Raw genomic sequence first — 15,327 nt, 5'->3', positions numbered from 1 at the left:
AATTACCGCCATGCCCGAATACCAAGAAGCCACAACCAGACTCGCTTCTGAGAAAGCAGCACGACAAACCACAGGCCAACCACCCGACCCACCGGGTGCAAGCTGAAGCTTCGCACCCACGCCGAGACGCTGAAACCCGCCAACCACACCACGGTCAGCGGGCACATCGGCGATCCCACTTGTAGCCCAAGCAGGTGCGTGCATTCTATAACCGCACGATTAGATTGGGCGCAGGGGTTAGCTCGGTCTAGGGGCAAACAAGGTTCGCGCTAAAGGAAGAAAAATTCGGGCGCAGGGGTTAGTCGAGGGACGGTGAGGGATCCTCGCCAAGCTCAACTTCGACGGAGACGGCGTCGGGGCGCAGGGTTTCCTCCAGCTGAGCGACCACGGTGCCGTCCTCCATCTTGACGGTGCGAGTAATCCGCAAGACCGGTTGCGTACGGCCGACCCCAAGTATCTTTTGTTCCTCCGTGCGCGCGGTGGCCGCCATGAGGGAATCTCGCTTGAACACCGGTGGAAGCCCCAGCTCCGCCAATAGCGTAGACAGCGGCTTCTCCAAGTCCTGCTCCTTAAGCTCTGGTGCCAAGGAATGCGGGATGAGCAGGGTCGTGGCCATGATGGGCGAGCCTTCCGACACATGCACTGCGCGCGCCTCCCACACGGGGTCCTCGTCCTCGATGCCGAGGGCGGAGGCGAGGTGGCCGGGGGCGTCGATAAGCACAAGTGAAAGCACCTGCACCGAAATATCGAGACCGTGTTCGCGCAGCTGCTGCAGAGCACTGCGCCCACTCGTCAGGCTCAGCGTCGGCGGGGTCGCACGCACGAAGGTGCCGCCAGTGCGGCCTCGTTTGCGGTCGATGAGTCCTTCAATCTGCACGATGTCGAGCGCGTGGCGCACCGTCATGCGCGCCACCTTGTATTCCTGGACCAGCTCCCGCTCCGTAGGGAAACGGTCGCCCGGCTGCAGCTCACCGGATTCAATCTTGCTCCTAAGCGAATCCGCGATCACCAAGTACGCAGGGCGGCGGCGTTGAGAGGTGGACACGTCTCACAACTGTACCGCGCCCCACGGTTTTTGCATCTCGAGCGACGGGTGCTTACTTTCGCTGGTTGAGCTCAATACGCGGGCGCACGCGAATTTCCGTAAGCTGCGTGGTCGGGCCGGCATCGACGGTGGCGCGGATCGCCTTCGCCACCTCGACCGGGGCGATAACGTGCTCCGGGTTGTAGTCCTGCAGGCCCTTGAGCATCGGGGTATCCGTCGGGCCCGGCGCGACGGTGGACACGCGGATGCCGAGTTCGCCGAGGCGCAGGCCATCAGCAAGCGCGTACAACGCATGTTTGGTGGCCGCGTAGATGACGTTGTCGCCATAAGAGTGGATACCAGCACCAGAGTTGATGAACACCGCAAGTCCCTCAGCCGCACGCAGCGCAGGCAAAAGCAAGCGGGTCAGCTCCGCCGGAACATGCACGTTGAGGTCCATCTGCGCACGCCAATCGGAAGGCCGAGCGCTCTCCACCGAGTGCTTATCCGCCTGGGCCGCGGCATGCACGAGCACATCGACGCGCTCGAGCGAAGCCAGCTCGGCGGGAAGCGCTGAGCCGTCGAGAAGCGACAGCAGGTCGATGGCCACCGGCACGATGTTCTCCGCCTCCGGCAGCTCCCCGGCGCGCCGACCTAGTGCATACACGCGGTGGTCTCGCGCAAGGTCCTTGATGATCTCCACGCCCATTCCACCAGTAGCACCGGTCACAACGGCAGTCTTCAGCATGTTTGTTCCTCCTTCGGTTAGCGGAAGCGCTTCGGCACGTCCGGCTCCCCCAGCGTCAGCATCAGGCGATTTGCCCAGTTGAAGAACGCGGAGGAGTTGATGACGTCAATGATGGATAGCGTATCGAAACCCGCCTCGCGGAGACCATCCACGTGGGAGGCGTCGAACGCAAAGGGCGACTCGGTCAGGGCCACGGCAGCATCGCGGATGGCGGACCACTGCGCCGAGCCCAGGTCAGCGGAAACACCTTCATCAAGCAAGCGGTCAATCGCTGCGGCGTCACCGCCCTCCTCCTTAGCGCGCTGCTGGTGCACCGACGCGCAGTACTCACAGCCGTTGTGTCGTGAGACCACCGTGGCGGCCAGCTCACGTTCGGCACGGCCCAGGCCGCCGTCGGTGTTGTAGAAGATGTCCAGATCCGTGCGCGTGCGCGCCTTGAGCGCGGCCGGGTCGCGGGCCAGCAGGCGGAAGTATTCCATGTCGATGCGCTCGGGCTTAATCAACGCATCGCGCTGCGCGTCCGTGAACTCCTCCTTCGGCTGCGGCGGCACCCACGGCTTCCAGCCCAGCGAGTGCGCCACAAAGCCCTGCGGCTTGACGACGTCCGGCACCAACGTCCCCTCCCCCGGCACCCACTCCGTAGTGTGGGTCGGGCGCGGCGCCTCAGTCACGGCTGCAGCCTGTGCGGTGCCAGCAAGCACGGACAAGCCGTGGGCCACGCGCAGCTGGAAGGACAGGAAGCTCACGAGCTGTGCCAGCGTCACGATGTCATCGTTGGACCATCCGGCCGCCTGCAGGTGACCAATCGCGGCCGGCGAGGCGTCCTTGGGGTGGAAGGCCAGCAGGTGGGCGAAGTCAAGGGCGGCGGCGAGCCGTGGAGAGCCATCGAAGAGAATGAAGCCGCCGCCGGAGTACGGGCCGGTAGTGATGCCGCGCTCTACCGCGCGGGCTATCTCTGCGGCGAGTTCCTCCGACTCCTCCGCCAACAGGTCGGAGTAAAAGGCGACGGCAGACGTCGCCTGGTAGATGCCTGCAACAAAGGTCGCGATGGCGTAGCGCTCCGCATAGCTGAAAGCACCGGGCTCCTCCGGTTCGAGGAGCGCAGCGAAGGAAGCCTGGGCGTTCTCCTTGGCTTCGGGCCGGCGCTCGCGCAGCTTAGCGACGTCCCCCTCAACACCCGCCAGCACGTTAATGATGTCTGCCATATGTAATCCTTTCGTCGGTGTCCCCAGGCTACAGGCCCAGGTTGAGGTCGCCGGCGCGGTAGCGCGAGCCGGGGATGGCCTCGATAAGTTTCCGGGTAAACGGTGACTGCGGGTTGCTAAAGACCTCGGCCGTGGGTCCATATTCCACCTGTTGGCCCTTCGACAGCACGGACACGGTATCGGAGATTTGGTTGACTACCGCGAGGTCGTGCGAGATGAAGATGTAGGTCAGGCCAAGCTCCTCCTGCAGTCGGGCAAGCAGGCGCAGGATCTGCGCCTGCACGGTGACGTCGAGCGCGGAAACGGCCTCGTCAAGGATGACCAACTCCGGCTCCACAATCATGGCGCGGGCAATGGCCACGCGCTGGCGCTGGCCACCAGATAGCTCGCGTGGGCGCCGGTCATAATAGTCCGGGTGAAGGGCGACCAACTCTAAGAACTCTTTAGCCTTGGCCTTCGCAGTGCTTGCACGTGCCCCCTTCAGAAGCCGCAGCGGCTCCGCCACCGTCTGGCCGATGGACTGTTTAGGGTCCAGAGAGCCGTAAGGGTTCTGGTAGACCAGCTGGATGTTGTTGCGCTCTTCGCGCAAGGCTTTGCCGCGCAGGCCCACGATGTCGCGCCCGCCCACGGTGATGCTGCCGGAAGTCGGGGTGTTGAACATGGCGATGCTGCGCCCAGTCGTCGTCTTGCCGGAGCCGGACTCGCCCACTAGCGCGTGGGTGGAGCCCTTGGCCACGGTAAAGGAGATGTCATCGACGGCAGTGAAATCACCAAAGCGTTGGGTCAGGCCCTCCACCCGCACCAAAGGAGTCGCGTCGGTCTTGGCTGCGGCGCGGGTGGCGGCTGGGCTGGCGTCGGCGACGGTGAGGGAGGGGGCGTCGGCAAGCAGGCGTTTGGTGTAGTCGTGCTGCGGGTTCGTCAGCACCGTGGCGGCCAAGCCTTCCTCGCGCAGTTGGCCGGCCTCCATGACCACGACGCGGTCGGCGCGGTCGCCCGCCACCGCCAAATCGTGGGTAATAAAGAGAATGCCCATGCCGAGCTCCTCGCGCATGTCATCGAGGAGGTCGAGGATGATTTTCTGCACGGTGACATCCAGCGCCGAGGTGGGCTCGTCGGCGATAATGAGGTCTGGCTCCAGCGCCACGGCCGCAGCGATGAGCACGCGCTGCTTCATGCCGCCCGAGAGCTCGTGCGGGTACTGGTTATAGCGGCGCTCGGGGTCATCGATGCCAACGCGCTCCAGTAGCTCCAGCGCGCGGGCTTTGCGCTCGGCGGCGCTGCCGATGTGGTGAATGTTAAGACCCTCCTCCACCGAGGCGCCGATGGTCTTGAGAGGATTGAGCGAGTTATTCGGGTCCTGCGGGATAAGCCCGATGCGGCGACCACGCAGCTCGAGCCACTCGCGGCGGCGCAACGAGGTGATATCGCGGCCATCGAAGGTGATCGTGCCGGCGTCAATCGTGGCGTTGGAGGGTAGCAGGCCAATGGCGGCCATAGCAGAGGTGGTCTTGCCGGAGCCGGACTCGCCCACGATGGCGGTCATTTGCCCCGGGTACACCGCAAGGTTGACGCCCTGGACGGCGGAAACGTCACCGCGTCCGGTGGAATAGGAGACGTTGAGGTCCCGCACGCTAAGCAGGGGCTGCGCTGTGTGTGTTGCTTCAGACATATTAGGCCTCCACGGGGAAGTTCTGGGAAAGGCGGTTGGCGGACATCACCACGGCGACGAGCGCGATGCCGGGCAAAATGATGAGCCACCAAGCGGTGGCCATGAAGTCGCGGCCCTCGGCAATAATGAGGCCCCACTCCGGGATAGGCGGCGGGGCGCCGTAGCCCAGGAAGCCGAGGATGGACAGCTGCAGGATGGCAGTACCGAACTGCAGGGTGGCCAGGGCGATAACCGGAGTCAGCGAGTTCGGCAGGATGTGACGCAGCAGCACCGTGGTGCGGGTCGCGCCAGCACCGTAAGCCGCCTCGATGTACTCGGCATTCGCCACGGTGATGACCTGGGAGCGGGCCAGGCGCGCGAAGGTGGCCACGGAGGTGGCACCGACGGCGACCGCCGCCTGGACCGAGCCGAAGCCCAGCACGATGATGATGGACAGCGAGAGCAGGATGCCGGGGATGGACAGCAGCACGTCGACAACGCGCATAAGGATAGTGTCGACGACTCCCCGCAGGGAGCCGGCCACAAGACCAATGAGCGTGCCGACGACGAGTCCCACCACCACAGCGATAAGCGCCCCAAGGAGGGACTGGCGCGCGCCGTACACCACGCGGGCATACAGGTCGCGGCCCACGGCATCAGTGCCCATGAGGTGGCCGTTCTCGCCCGGCGCGAGCAGGGCAACGTCGGTGCCGGCATAAGGGTCGGCCGAGGTAAACAGGCCAGGGAACAACGCAGCAAGGAAAGCCACAGCCAGAATGACGATGGCAATAATCGAGCCCGGCTTAAGCCAAGGATTGCCCTGGCCAGCAGCGGCGCGACGGTAGCCGCCGCGCGGCTTAGTGTGCATCATGCTCATGAGCGCACCGTCCTTTCTTCAGAGCCAACAGCCGGGGCTGCGGCGGGCGTACGGGGAGCCTTGTGGTCGGAGGACTTCGCGCGCAGGCGCGGATCGAGCACCGGGTAGAGCAGGTCCACGACAAGGTTGATGATGATGTAGGCCGTGGCAGCGATAAGCACCACGGCCAGCAACACCGGGGTATCGCGGTTAGCCACGGCCTGGGCGGTCATGTAGCCCAAACCGGTGCGACCAAAGACGGTCTCCGTCACCACGGCACCGCCCACCAGCTCACCGAAGAGCAAGCCCGCCATGGTCAGAGTCGGCAGCAGCGAGTTGCGCAGGATCGTGCTCCAGAAAATCCACGATTCCGACGCACCACGCGAGCGCACCGCCTGCACGAAGGGACGCGACTGCGTCTCATCGATAGAGCGGATGAGCACCTGGATAAGCGGAGCAGTCATCGGAACCGCCAGCGTGAGCGTGGGCAGGATAAGCCCCTCCACGCTGCCGGGCTCAATGACGCGTACCCAACCCAGCTGGAAGGAGAAGACCTGGATGAGCAAAATACCGATCCAGAATCCGGGCAGGGAGACCATGAGGGACGGCAGGCCACGGAAGAAGGTAGCGATACTCCCCATCCCCGGTAGCGTGGCTAGAAACGCCACAAGGACAGCCACGATGATGGCCAAGCCGATGGCGCAAGCGGCAAGGATGAGGGTGTGGGGGAGGGCGTCGGCAAGCAGCGTGGCTACCGGCGCACCCGACTGCGTCGAGTTACCGAAATGGCCGGTCAGGAAACCACCCAACGCGGTGAAGTACTGCACCATGAGCGGCTTATCTGCGCCCATCTCCTCACGGATAGCGTCAATCTCCGCCTGGGACAGGCCCAGGGCCGGGTCGCCGAAGCGCGACTGCACCGCATCCGACGGCAGCGCCGAGAGGAGGAAGAAGGCCACGGTATAGGTAATAAGCAGCACGAGCACGGCTTGCCCGATGCGGCTAAGAATCTGGCGGGTTGTCATTTATTTCTCCTCCTCATCCGATGCCGCGCGCTGCGGCGCGGCGTCGATGGTGACCTCGTAGAACCACGGGCGCGCGACCGACTCGGGACTAAAGCCGGATACCTCCGGGCGCACTGCGTAGACCACGGGTTCCTCAAAGAGCGGCAATGCATAGGCCTGCTCGGTGATGTAATCCTGGACGTCTTCGGTGGCCTTGATGCGGCTTTTCACGTCGGGGGTGTCGAGGACGACGTCGAGAAGCTCCTGCAGGTGCTTATCGACGGGCTCCCCTTCCCCATCCTGGTTAAGGAAAGCATCGCGGTTGTTGATGCCATAGAGCGAGGTGATGACGTCGTAATCGGCGCGGCCCACCATTGAGTGATAAATCTGCACCTTGTTGACGTCCTTAGCGTCGGCGTTCTGGGTGGCCTGGTCACCGGCGTTGACGAGGATTTCAATTCCGATGCCGCGCAGCTGATCCTGCACCATCGTCATGACCTCCTTGGAACGCGGCTGCGGCAACGCGGTGTTCGTGCGCAGGCTCAGGCGCTTTCCATCCTTGACCCGGATGCCATCGGGGCCTGGTTCCCAGCCGGCCTCATCGAGGAGGCGCTTCGACTCTTCTGGGTCAAAGAAGTAGGCAACGGATTGGTCCTTGTAGCCCAAGCCGGTCTCCGCCACGGTTGAGGTGGCCAGCGGGTAGGAATCGGAGAAGAGTACGCGGAGGATTTCCTCGCGGTCAACACCGTGGATGATGGCCTCGCGCACGCGCTTGTCCTGCAGCAGCGGGTGGTCGAAGCGGAAGGCGAACTGGTTATTCATCGAGTTGGTGCCGCGCGAGACAATGCTGATGCCGCGATCTTCCAACAAGGATTCCTGCGGGGCGGAAATCTGGCGAGCGATGTCCGCTTGTCCTGAGGTAATAGCGCCGGTGCGCACGGATTCCTCGGCGGCCAAGATGTAGTGGATGCCGTCCAACTGTGCGCGGCCTTGGTGCTTCACGGCGGGCGGGGCCCAGTCATAGTCCTCGCGGGCCTCGAGTTTTAGATCGGTGCCGATTTCTTCCGACTCCACCACGAACGGCCCAGAACCAATGACGTTCACCGCGTTGCCGGGGCCGAACCCTTCGTTGTCGAGCTCGAGGGTCGAATCAGATAGCAGGCCAGCATTGTAGGCGGAGGTGGCTTGGAGGAAGCCCGGGGAGGGTTTGGTGAAGTAGAACTTCACGGTGTCCTCGTCCACGACTTCGCCGCGGTCATAGTTCGCAATCTGCTCTGAGCTGGTCAGCGTTCGGGTTTTATCGCCGCGGCCGAACAGGTCAAAGTTCGCCACGACGTTCTCCGCAGTAAGTGGGGAGCCATCGGAGTACGTGACGTCCGTGCGGATATCGAAGGTGTACTCGGTGGCGTCCTCGTTGACGTCGGGCATGTCCGTGGCGATCCACGGCGAGAGCTCGAGGGTCTCTGGGTCCTGGTAGAGCAGGCGGTCGGTGAGTTGGTTGACCACGCCGCCGTTGGGATAGAAACCTGCGGCAGGTGGGTAGAGCGTGCGGAAAAATTGCGGCTCGAGATAGGTGAGGACGTTGTCCTCCCCGGCCGGCCGTTCCGTGGCCGAGCAGGCGCCGACGGAAGCGGCAAGAGCTGCTGCCAGAGTGGCGGCGAGTGCGCGTAGAGTTTTCACGGTAAGAGCTTTCACAAGATAGTTCGTTGACGTGCGTGCGATTTAACACAACGCATACCGACCGGTATTATTACACTAGACAGCACAGTCTAAAAATTGAGGTTTGATTATTATGCCCTCCATCGCCATCGTCGGCGCCGGCCCACGTGGCATCTCGCTGGTTGAGCGCCTCGCCGCCCACCTGCGCGCCACCCCTCTTGCAGCACCCCTGACGCTGCACATCATCGACGACGCCCCACTGGGCGCCGGCCGTATTTGGGATACCGAGCAAACTCGCACGCTGTGCATGAACACACTCGCGGGCGCGGTCACCCTCTTCACTGAGCCGAGCTCCACCACCACCGCCCCGGTACTGGAAGGCCCTATTCTCTACGAGTGGATCCAGCTGCTGCGCGGCGAGCGCCCAGACCTTTCCCCCGCCAAGCTGGAGCTTTACGACGCCTTCCCACCCCACCGCGACCTCGCCAGCTCCTTCGCCGAGGAGCTGGAGCAGACCCGTCCAGAGTCCAACCCTTCCCGCGCGCTCTACGGCGCCTACCTGGAGTGGGTCTATGAGGTAGCACTAGCACAGCTGCCAGAGAACGTTGAAGTGATCCAGCACCGCGCCCGCGCACTGTCCGTGGAGGACCGCGGAGAGCAAGATGTCATTACGCTTTCCAATGACACCACCATCACCGCCGACGCCACCGTCCTGGCCTACGGCTGGCAAGTCCCGGCCCTCAACGAATCCGAGCGCACCCTAGCGGACGCTGCGCAGTCAGGCTTGCACTGGGTCCGCCCCGACAACCCCGTCGAGCAGCCGGTGAGCGACGTTCCTGCGGGCGAGAAGGTCCTGGTTCGCGGACTGGGCATGGGCTTCTTCGACGTCATGGCGCTGCTCACCATCGACCGCGGTGGTGAGTTTGTGGAGGATCCTTCGACGCGCTCCGGACTGCGCTACGAGCCGAGCGGCGACGAGCCGCACTTCATCGTGAGTTCGGGCCGCGGCTACCCGTATATTCCGAAGTCGGAGTACCACGCGTTGCCACCGAAGGCAGCGTTGACTCGCTTCCGCGCCGCGGTGGCCGCTCTCGATCCGAAGGCTGAGCTCGACTTCAGCACGCAGCTTGTGCCGCATATCCTGCGCGACGCCTACGCCGAGTACTACGAGAACCAGGCGCGCGTGGCCCCTGAGGCACTTAAGCGCCCACTCGAGAACATCCTGGCAACTATCGACGCCACCGCGGTCAATGCTGCGGACCTGCGCAGCATGGCGAACCAACTCACTGCTGCGCTCGAGGGTTCCTCGAACCAACCGCTGGATCTGGCGCACTGGGCACACCCGCTGGCCGATTTTAAAGGCGGTGACCTTACTGAATACATCGCCGAGGGCTTGGCGCGCGATATCCGTGAGGCCGTCGCCGCTGCCGATTCTCCGCTGAAATCCGCACTGTGGGCCATCTCCGCCGCCCGCAAGCCCGCCTCCATCGCTGGTTCCGAGGGCCGCATGACGTGGGAGTCGCGGACCAGTACCTACAAGGAATTCATGGCCTTCGGCCAGATGGTGGGCTCCGGTCCGCCGCTGTTCCGCACGCGCCAGCTGCTCGCGCTTGTCGACGCCGGCCTCGCCACCTTCCTCGGCGAGCGACCCCAGCTCGAGGTAGGCGAGAAGTTCACGCTGCGCACCACGCATAGCGAGGCCTCCTCGGCCTGGCTTATCGACGCCTGGATGCACTCCCCCGACGTCCGCCGCGCCGCCGACCCTCTCGCGGTCTCGCTCAACGGCCGCGTGCGCGCCTTTGTTGACCACGGCCAGGCAACTGGCTCGCCGGAGACGACCTGGAACCGTCGCGTGGTCAACCCCGGCGGTGGTGAGGATCTCCGCCTGCATATCGTCGGCATCCCCACCTACGCACAGTGGCCGGACACCACCATCTCCCCCATGCCGGGCACGGACCCGCTCATGCTGCAGGAAACCGACCGCACCGCCGGCTCCCTCCTTAACTGCCTCTAGTCACCCTCAACACAAGCGCCGAGGCACGTGACCACCGCGGCGCTGAGCATGCGATCAGCCCGCGGCGCTGCGCAAGGCACGGTGTTAGTTGAGGGCGTCGAGAGCTTGCTCGAGGTCTGCGAGCAGATCATCAATGGACTCGATGCCCACCGAGATGCGCACCAGGTCCGCCGGTGGGACCAGCTCGGAGCCCTCAGCCGAGATGTGCGTCATGTTCTGCGGATGCTCAATAAGGGACTCCACGCCGCCGAGGGACTCTGCCAGGGAAATAAGCTTGGTGTTGAGACACACCTGGCGGGCATGTTCTTCGCTGTGGAAGCGCACTGACATCATGCCGCCGAAACCACGCATCTGCTTCTTCGCCAGCTCGTGGCCCGGGTGAGACGGCAGGCCCGGGTACAGAACCTGCTTGACCTCGGGGCGGGACTCAAGGAATTCTGCTACTGCCTGCGCGTTGGCGCAGTGGCGGTCCATGCGGACTTCGAGGGTCTTAATGCCGCGGGCAGTAAGGTAGGCGTCGAAAGGCGAGGAGACCGCGCCGACGTTGCCCTGGAAGTAGAGCAGGCGCTCATCCATCTCCGCTGAGTTGGTAGCAACCGCACCACCGAGCACATCCGAGTGGCCACCCAGGTACTTCGTGGTGGAATGCAGCACGTGGTCTGCGCCGAGATCTAGGGGGTTCTGCAGGTAGGGCGTGGCGAAGGTGTTGTCGACGACGATGTGGGCGTCGGAAAGCGCCTTGACCGCCTGAGCCACCTCGGCGATGTCCGTGACCGTGGTGGCCGGGTTGGTGGGAGTCTCGAGCCAGATGAGCTTCGTGTTCTCCTTGAGGGCCGCCTTGACCGCCGCGGTATCGGCAGTGTTGACGATGCTGAGCTCCACGCCCCACTCACCGTAATCGTGGTGCAGCAGGCGGTACATGCCGCCATAGGCATCGTTGCCCAGAATCACGTGGTCACCCGGGCGGACGATGATGCGGATAAGGGTATCGACGGCCGCCATGCCCGTGGCAAAGCAGCGTGCGTAGGACGCGTTCTCGAGTGCCGCGAGGGTCTTCTCCAGGGAGTGGACCGTGGGATTAGCCACGCGGCCATACTCATAGCCGCCGCGCAGCTGCGCGAGACCATCCTGCTGGAAGGTCGTGGAGGCATAGATCGGCACGTTGATGGATCCTATGTAGGGATCCGGCTGGTAACCGGCATGGATGGAACGCGAAGAAAAGCCAAGAGTGCGGTTGTCAGTCATGGAACCACAGTCTAGACCAAGCTGTTCAGTAGCGAGAGTGACAGCCTTTTAATATTCACTCATCGTGCCTACTATCGGTAGGCGTCCCTCACGAGCAAACGAAAGGCCCCCGTGATCACTTTTACTACCGCCGAAGACACCGCCGTCGATAGCGTCACCCAGTGGTGGCAGAGTGAGCACATGCGCTCGTGGCTCGTCGATAAGCCCATCGGCATCGGGCTCATCCTGATCGTCGCCATCGTGGGCAATTGGCTACTACGCCGCCTCATCACCAAGCTGGCTGATAACAGCATCAAAAAGGGCAAGCTGAGCTCGCCCCTCTCCCCGCGCAAGACTCACGTGGAAACCGACAAAGCCCTCGCCTCCACCAACGAAGCCCGCCGAGTGTCCCGAATCCAGACCCTGGCGGGCGTCGGACGTTCGGCGGTAACTATCTTCGTCTGGGTCTGGGCCGTGCTCGCCATCCTGGACAATCTTGGCGTCAACGTCGCCCCGCTCGTGGCTTCAGCAGGTGTTGTTGGTGTCGCCCTCGGTTTCGGCGCCCAAGCACTGGTCAAGGACTTCCTCTCCGGCATTTTCATGCTCATGGAGGACCAGTACGGCATCGGTGACACCATCGACTTGGGCAACGGCGTCTTCGGCGATGTGGAATCCATCTCCCTGCGCATCACCACCGTCCGCGATATCGACGGCGCCCTGTGGTACGTGCGCAACGGCGAGATTCTGCAAGTGGCCAACCACTCCGACCGCTACTCGGTGGCCCGCATCCAGGTGCCGGTGGCCCTGAGCAACGACCCAGACAAGGCCTTCTCCGTCATCAGCGCCGCGGCTGCCGACGCCTCCCACGCCCCCACCATTCGTGACATCATCCTGGCCGAACCTACCGTCAACGGCATGTCTGGCCTCGAGGTAGACCACATGTCCTACCGCGTGTCCGTTAAAACCCTGCCCGGCAAACAGTGGGACGTCCAGCGCGCTCTTCAGTCCAGAATTCTCAGCGCTATGCATGCAGAAGGTATTTCCACCCCCTACCCGCGTGGGATGGCCATCTTCGACATGGAAGAATCAGGTCAAGGACAAGGCCTGACGCGAAAGGAAGACTAGGCATGCAACCGAACAGTGTGTACGAGGCCATCGGTGGGATGGAGACCTTTGAGAAGCTCGTCGGCGGCTTCTACGCCCAAGTGCGCACTGACGACGTCATCGGCCCCATGTATCCCGACCAGGATTGGGACGGCGCAGAACAGCGCCTGCTGTGGTTCCTCGTGCAGTATTGGGGCGGCCCGCAGCTCTTCTCCGAGAACCGCGGGCACCCGCGCCTGCGCATGAGGCACGCCCCCTACCCCATCGACATGGCTGCCCATGATCGCTGGCTGGAGCTCATGGGAAACTCCCTCGCCAAGATTGATGAAGACACCATCCCGCCGGCCTACCGCACCATGATCTGGGATCACATGGAGCGGGTAGCAGCGATGCTCATCAATACAGCGCCTTAAAGGTTGAAGGCGTCCTTCACCGGCTGGGAAACCAGCTCGCCAGCACGGGTCATCAGGCCACCAGCCAGGCCCGGGAAACGCTCAACTGCGGCATCATAGCCGCCCGCGGCAAGCGCACGCGTGTACGGCAAGGTGGCCGAACCCAGCGCGCGGGTAGAGGTGTTGGCCACGGCACCCGGCATATTGGCCACGCAGTAGAAGAGGGTGTCGTGAACCTTGAAAGTCGGGTCGTCGTGCGAGGTCTTGTGGGAGTTCTCGAAGCAGCCGCCTTGGTCAATGGCGACGTCGACAAGCACGGCGCCTTCCTTCATGCGCTTGACCACATCTTCCTTCACCAGCTTCGGTGCTGCGGCACCCGGCACGAGAACCGCGCCGATGACGAGATCGGCGTGGAGGAGTTCTGCCTCCAGCGCCGCCGGGTCAGACACGATGGTGCGCACGCCGCCCTGGTACTGCTCGTCGAAGCGCTGCAGCACGTGCGGGTCGAGGTCCAGCACAGTAACCTCCGCACGCAGGCCGTGGGCCATGGCCACCGCCGATGCGCCAACCTGGCCACCGCCGATGACTACCACGCGCGCCGGCTGTGTACCCGGCACACCGGAAGCCAACACGCCGCGGCCGCCCTGCGTGGACAGCAGGTGGTGTACGCCTTCAATAACGGCAAGGCGGCCAGCGACCTGGGACATCGGCGTCAGCAGCGGTAGGGTGCCGCGGGCATCGGTGACGGTCTCATAAGCAACAGCGGTGGTGCCAGCCTTCATGAGGGCCTCCGTGAGCGGGCGGTCGGCTGCCAAGTGGAGGTAGGTGAAGAGCAAAAGGTCATCGCGCAGGAAGCCGTACTCTGACTGGAGCGGCTCCTTGACCTTGACCACCATGTCCGCGGCCCAGGCTTCCTCGGCGGTCGCAACGATGGTAGCGCCGGCCTCCGTGTAGAGCTCGTCCGGGAACGAGGCACCTGCGCCGGCATTGGTCTCAATGAGGACCTCGTGGCCGTCCTGCACGAGCGTCTGCACGGCGCTGGGGGTAAGGCCTACTCGGTTCTCGTTGTTCATGATTTCTTTGGGGGCTGCAATGCGCATAGTGCCAGACTCCTTTGGAGACAGAAAATGTTCGTGCCCGGCCCAGCTTAGTCCACAACGCTGCAGCTTGGGGCCCGATTTGCTTTTTGAATCGCGCCCTGCCCCATAAGGAGCTAGGATTCCGGCAATGAGCAATCTCACCGGTAATCTCCGCGAAGTTGGCCGTTCTTTTTTCCCCTTAGGATGGACCGCTTTCGGGGGGCCTGCGGCCCATCTGGGTTATTTCCGGACTGAGTTTGTAAGCCGCCGGGGGTGGCTGGGGGATGCCGCTTATGCCGATCTGGTTGCCATGTCGCAATTCCTGCCAGGCCCGGCCAGCTCCAAGGTAGGCATGGCGCTGGGCTATGGACGCGCAGGGCTTGCGGGTATGGCCTATTCGTGGTTCCTGTTCACGTTCCCGTCGGCGCTCATCCTCACCGTGTTTGGCCTTGCGGTTCCGGGCAGCGGAGTGAGCTGGCTCGATGGATTATTAGCCGGCCTTCTCGCTGCGGCGGCCGGCGTGGTGGTGCATGCCATTGTGGGCATGGCAAAGAAGCTCTTGACGACGCCCACCGCCTGGGCCCTCGCCCTTATCAGTTCTGCCGTACTCATTGTGGAGGGATCGGCATGGCAGTTAGCCGTGCTTGCTGTGGCGGGGCTGCTGGGGGCAACGATACTGCGCCGATTCTTGCCGGCGTCCACCGCACCCGACACCGCGAACGGTCTACGTGCGGTACCCGCCGGGCTAGCGTGGGGCTGCCTTAGCGCGTTTTTCCTCCTGCTCGGCGGTTTAGCGGCTGTAGCACAGTTTAGCGATTCCTACCTCGTCACCCGCGCCAACGCCTTCTACCAGTCCGGCGCTCTGGTCTTTGGCGGCGGGCACGTGGTGCTTCCACTGTTGGAAGACCAGTTCGTGGGGGCCGGCTGGCTGAGTCAGCAGGAATTCTTGGCCGGCTATTCGGTAGCGCAGGGAGTGCCGGGACCGCTGTTTACCTTTGCATCGTATCTCGGTGCGGTTGATGGTGGTATCGCAGGCGCCATCTTGGGCACGGTGCTGATCTTTTTGCCTGGAGCGTTGTTGACACTATCTGCGCTGTATTTTTGGGCGCGGTGGAATCACCTGGCGTGGCTGCGCGGTGCGTTTTCCGCGATTAGTGCGGCCGTTATCGGCCTACTCGTGGCGGCCCTGTGGGATCCCATCATTACCCACGGGGTCACTAGCTGGGCTTCTGGAATGATTGCGGTCGCTGCCGGCGCGGCTTTGTTCTTCAAGGCTCCGCCGTGGGCCGTCGCAGTGGGCGCCGCCCTGGCAGGCGCGGTACTGCTCTAGCGCATGGCAGTAGAGCGCGTCGTGGCTTTGCCACCACGCG

General features: G+C 63.6%; 13 protein-coding genes. 4 read left to right on the top strand and 9 right to left on the bottom strand.

Annotation, left to right across the window (positions count from 1 at the left end; translation table 11 throughout):
• Positions 1 to 298: 298 nt before the first annotated feature.
• The 7 genes from HMPREF2875_RS11040 to HMPREF2875_RS11010 are packed head-to-tail and all read right to left on the bottom strand — an operon-like array spanning position 299 to position 8,165.
• Positions 299 to 1,045 carry a GntR family transcriptional regulator gene (locus HMPREF2875_RS11040; protein ID WP_070673140.1) on the bottom strand — a complete coding sequence of 249 codons (747 nt, stop codon included), beginning with the start codon at positions 1,043 to 1,045 and terminating at the stop codon, positions 299 to 301.
• 52 nt (positions 1,046 to 1,097) lie between these two features.
• Positions 1,098 to 1,772: an SDR family oxidoreductase gene (locus HMPREF2875_RS11035; RefSeq protein ID WP_070673138.1), complete on the bottom strand. Its 675-nt coding sequence runs from the start codon at positions 1,770 to 1,772 to the stop codon at positions 1,098 to 1,100.
• A 17-nt stretch (positions 1,773 to 1,789) separates the two neighbouring features.
• Positions 1,790 to 2,977 carry an alkylhydroperoxidase domain protein gene (locus HMPREF2875_RS11030; protein WP_070673136.1) on the bottom strand — a complete coding sequence of 396 codons (1,188 nt, stop codon included), beginning with the start codon at positions 2,975 to 2,977 and terminating at the stop codon, positions 1,790 to 1,792.
• 28 nt (positions 2,978 to 3,005) lie between these two features.
• Positions 3,006 to 4,646, bottom strand: a complete 1,641-nt coding sequence (locus HMPREF2875_RS11025; protein ID WP_070673134.1) for a dipeptide ABC transporter ATP-binding protein — start codon at positions 4,644 to 4,646, stop codon at positions 3,006 to 3,008.
• Between the two features lies 1 nt (position 4,647).
• Entirely contained in the window at positions 4,648 to 5,502 is an 855-nt protein-coding gene (locus HMPREF2875_RS11020) for an ABC transporter permease (protein WP_070673132.1), read from the bottom strand.
• Complete coding sequence (locus HMPREF2875_RS11015) at positions 5,499 to 6,506, bottom strand: ABC transporter permease (protein ID WP_070673130.1); 1,008 nt, start codon at positions 6,504 to 6,506, stop codon at positions 5,499 to 5,501. Before HMPREF2875_RS11015 ends, HMPREF2875_RS11020 begins: the two co-directional genes overlap by 4 nt.
• Entirely contained in the window at positions 6,507 to 8,165 is a 1,659-nt protein-coding gene (locus tag HMPREF2875_RS11010; RefSeq protein ID WP_083311925.1) for a TIGR04028 family ABC transporter substrate-binding protein, read from the bottom strand. It abuts the gene before it with no gap.
• A gap of 112 nt (positions 8,166 to 8,277) precedes the next feature.
• On the opposite strand from HMPREF2875_RS11010, the gene HMPREF2875_RS11005 reads away from it, so the two are divergent.
• Positions 8,278 to 10,158, top strand: coding sequence for an FAD/NAD(P)-binding protein (locus tag HMPREF2875_RS11005; RefSeq protein ID WP_070673126.1), 1,881 nt, complete (start codon positions 8,278 to 8,280; stop codon positions 10,156 to 10,158).
• An 84-nt stretch (positions 10,159 to 10,242) separates the two neighbouring features.
• On the opposite strand, the gene HMPREF2875_RS11000 is transcribed toward HMPREF2875_RS11005, so the two are convergent.
• Positions 10,243 to 11,403 carry a cystathionine gamma-synthase gene (locus tag HMPREF2875_RS11000; protein WP_070673124.1) on the bottom strand — a complete coding sequence of 387 codons (1,161 nt, stop codon included), beginning with the start codon at positions 11,401 to 11,403 and terminating at the stop codon, positions 10,243 to 10,245.
• Positions 11,404 to 11,583: 180 nt separating this feature from the next.
• On the opposite strand from HMPREF2875_RS11000, the gene HMPREF2875_RS10995 reads away from it, so the two are divergent.
• A complete protein-coding gene (locus tag HMPREF2875_RS10995) occupies positions 11,584 to 12,507 on the top strand; it encodes a mechanosensitive ion channel family protein (RefSeq protein ID WP_083311924.1) in 924 nt (307 codons plus the stop codon).
• Between the two features lie 2 nt (positions 12,508 to 12,509).
• A complete protein-coding gene (locus HMPREF2875_RS10990; RefSeq protein WP_070673120.1) occupies positions 12,510 to 12,899 on the top strand; it encodes a globin in 390 nt (129 codons plus the stop codon).
• Here HMPREF2875_RS10990 and ald read toward each other — a convergent pair.
• Positions 12,896 to 13,978: an alanine dehydrogenase gene (gene ald, locus HMPREF2875_RS10985; RefSeq protein ID WP_070673118.1), complete on the bottom strand. Its 1,083-nt coding sequence runs from the start codon at positions 13,976 to 13,978 to the stop codon at positions 12,896 to 12,898. The genes HMPREF2875_RS10990 and ald overlap by 4 nt on opposite strands.
• Positions 13,979 to 14,105: 127 nt before the next feature.
• Between ald and chrA the strand changes: the two genes are divergently transcribed.
• Entirely contained in the window at positions 14,106 to 15,287 is a 1,182-nt protein-coding gene (gene chrA, locus HMPREF2875_RS10980; protein WP_070673117.1) for a chromate efflux transporter, read from the top strand.
• Positions 15,288 to 15,327 lie beyond the last annotated feature (40 nt).

The organism is Corynebacterium sp. HMSC078H07 (assembly GCF_001812805.1).
In the GTDB taxonomy this organism is placed as follows: Bacteria; Actinomycetota; Actinomycetes; order Mycobacteriales; family Mycobacteriaceae; genus Corynebacterium.
The sequence above is the reverse complement of the archived record's forward strand: the minus strand, read 5'-3'. Positions and strand labels throughout refer to the sequence as shown.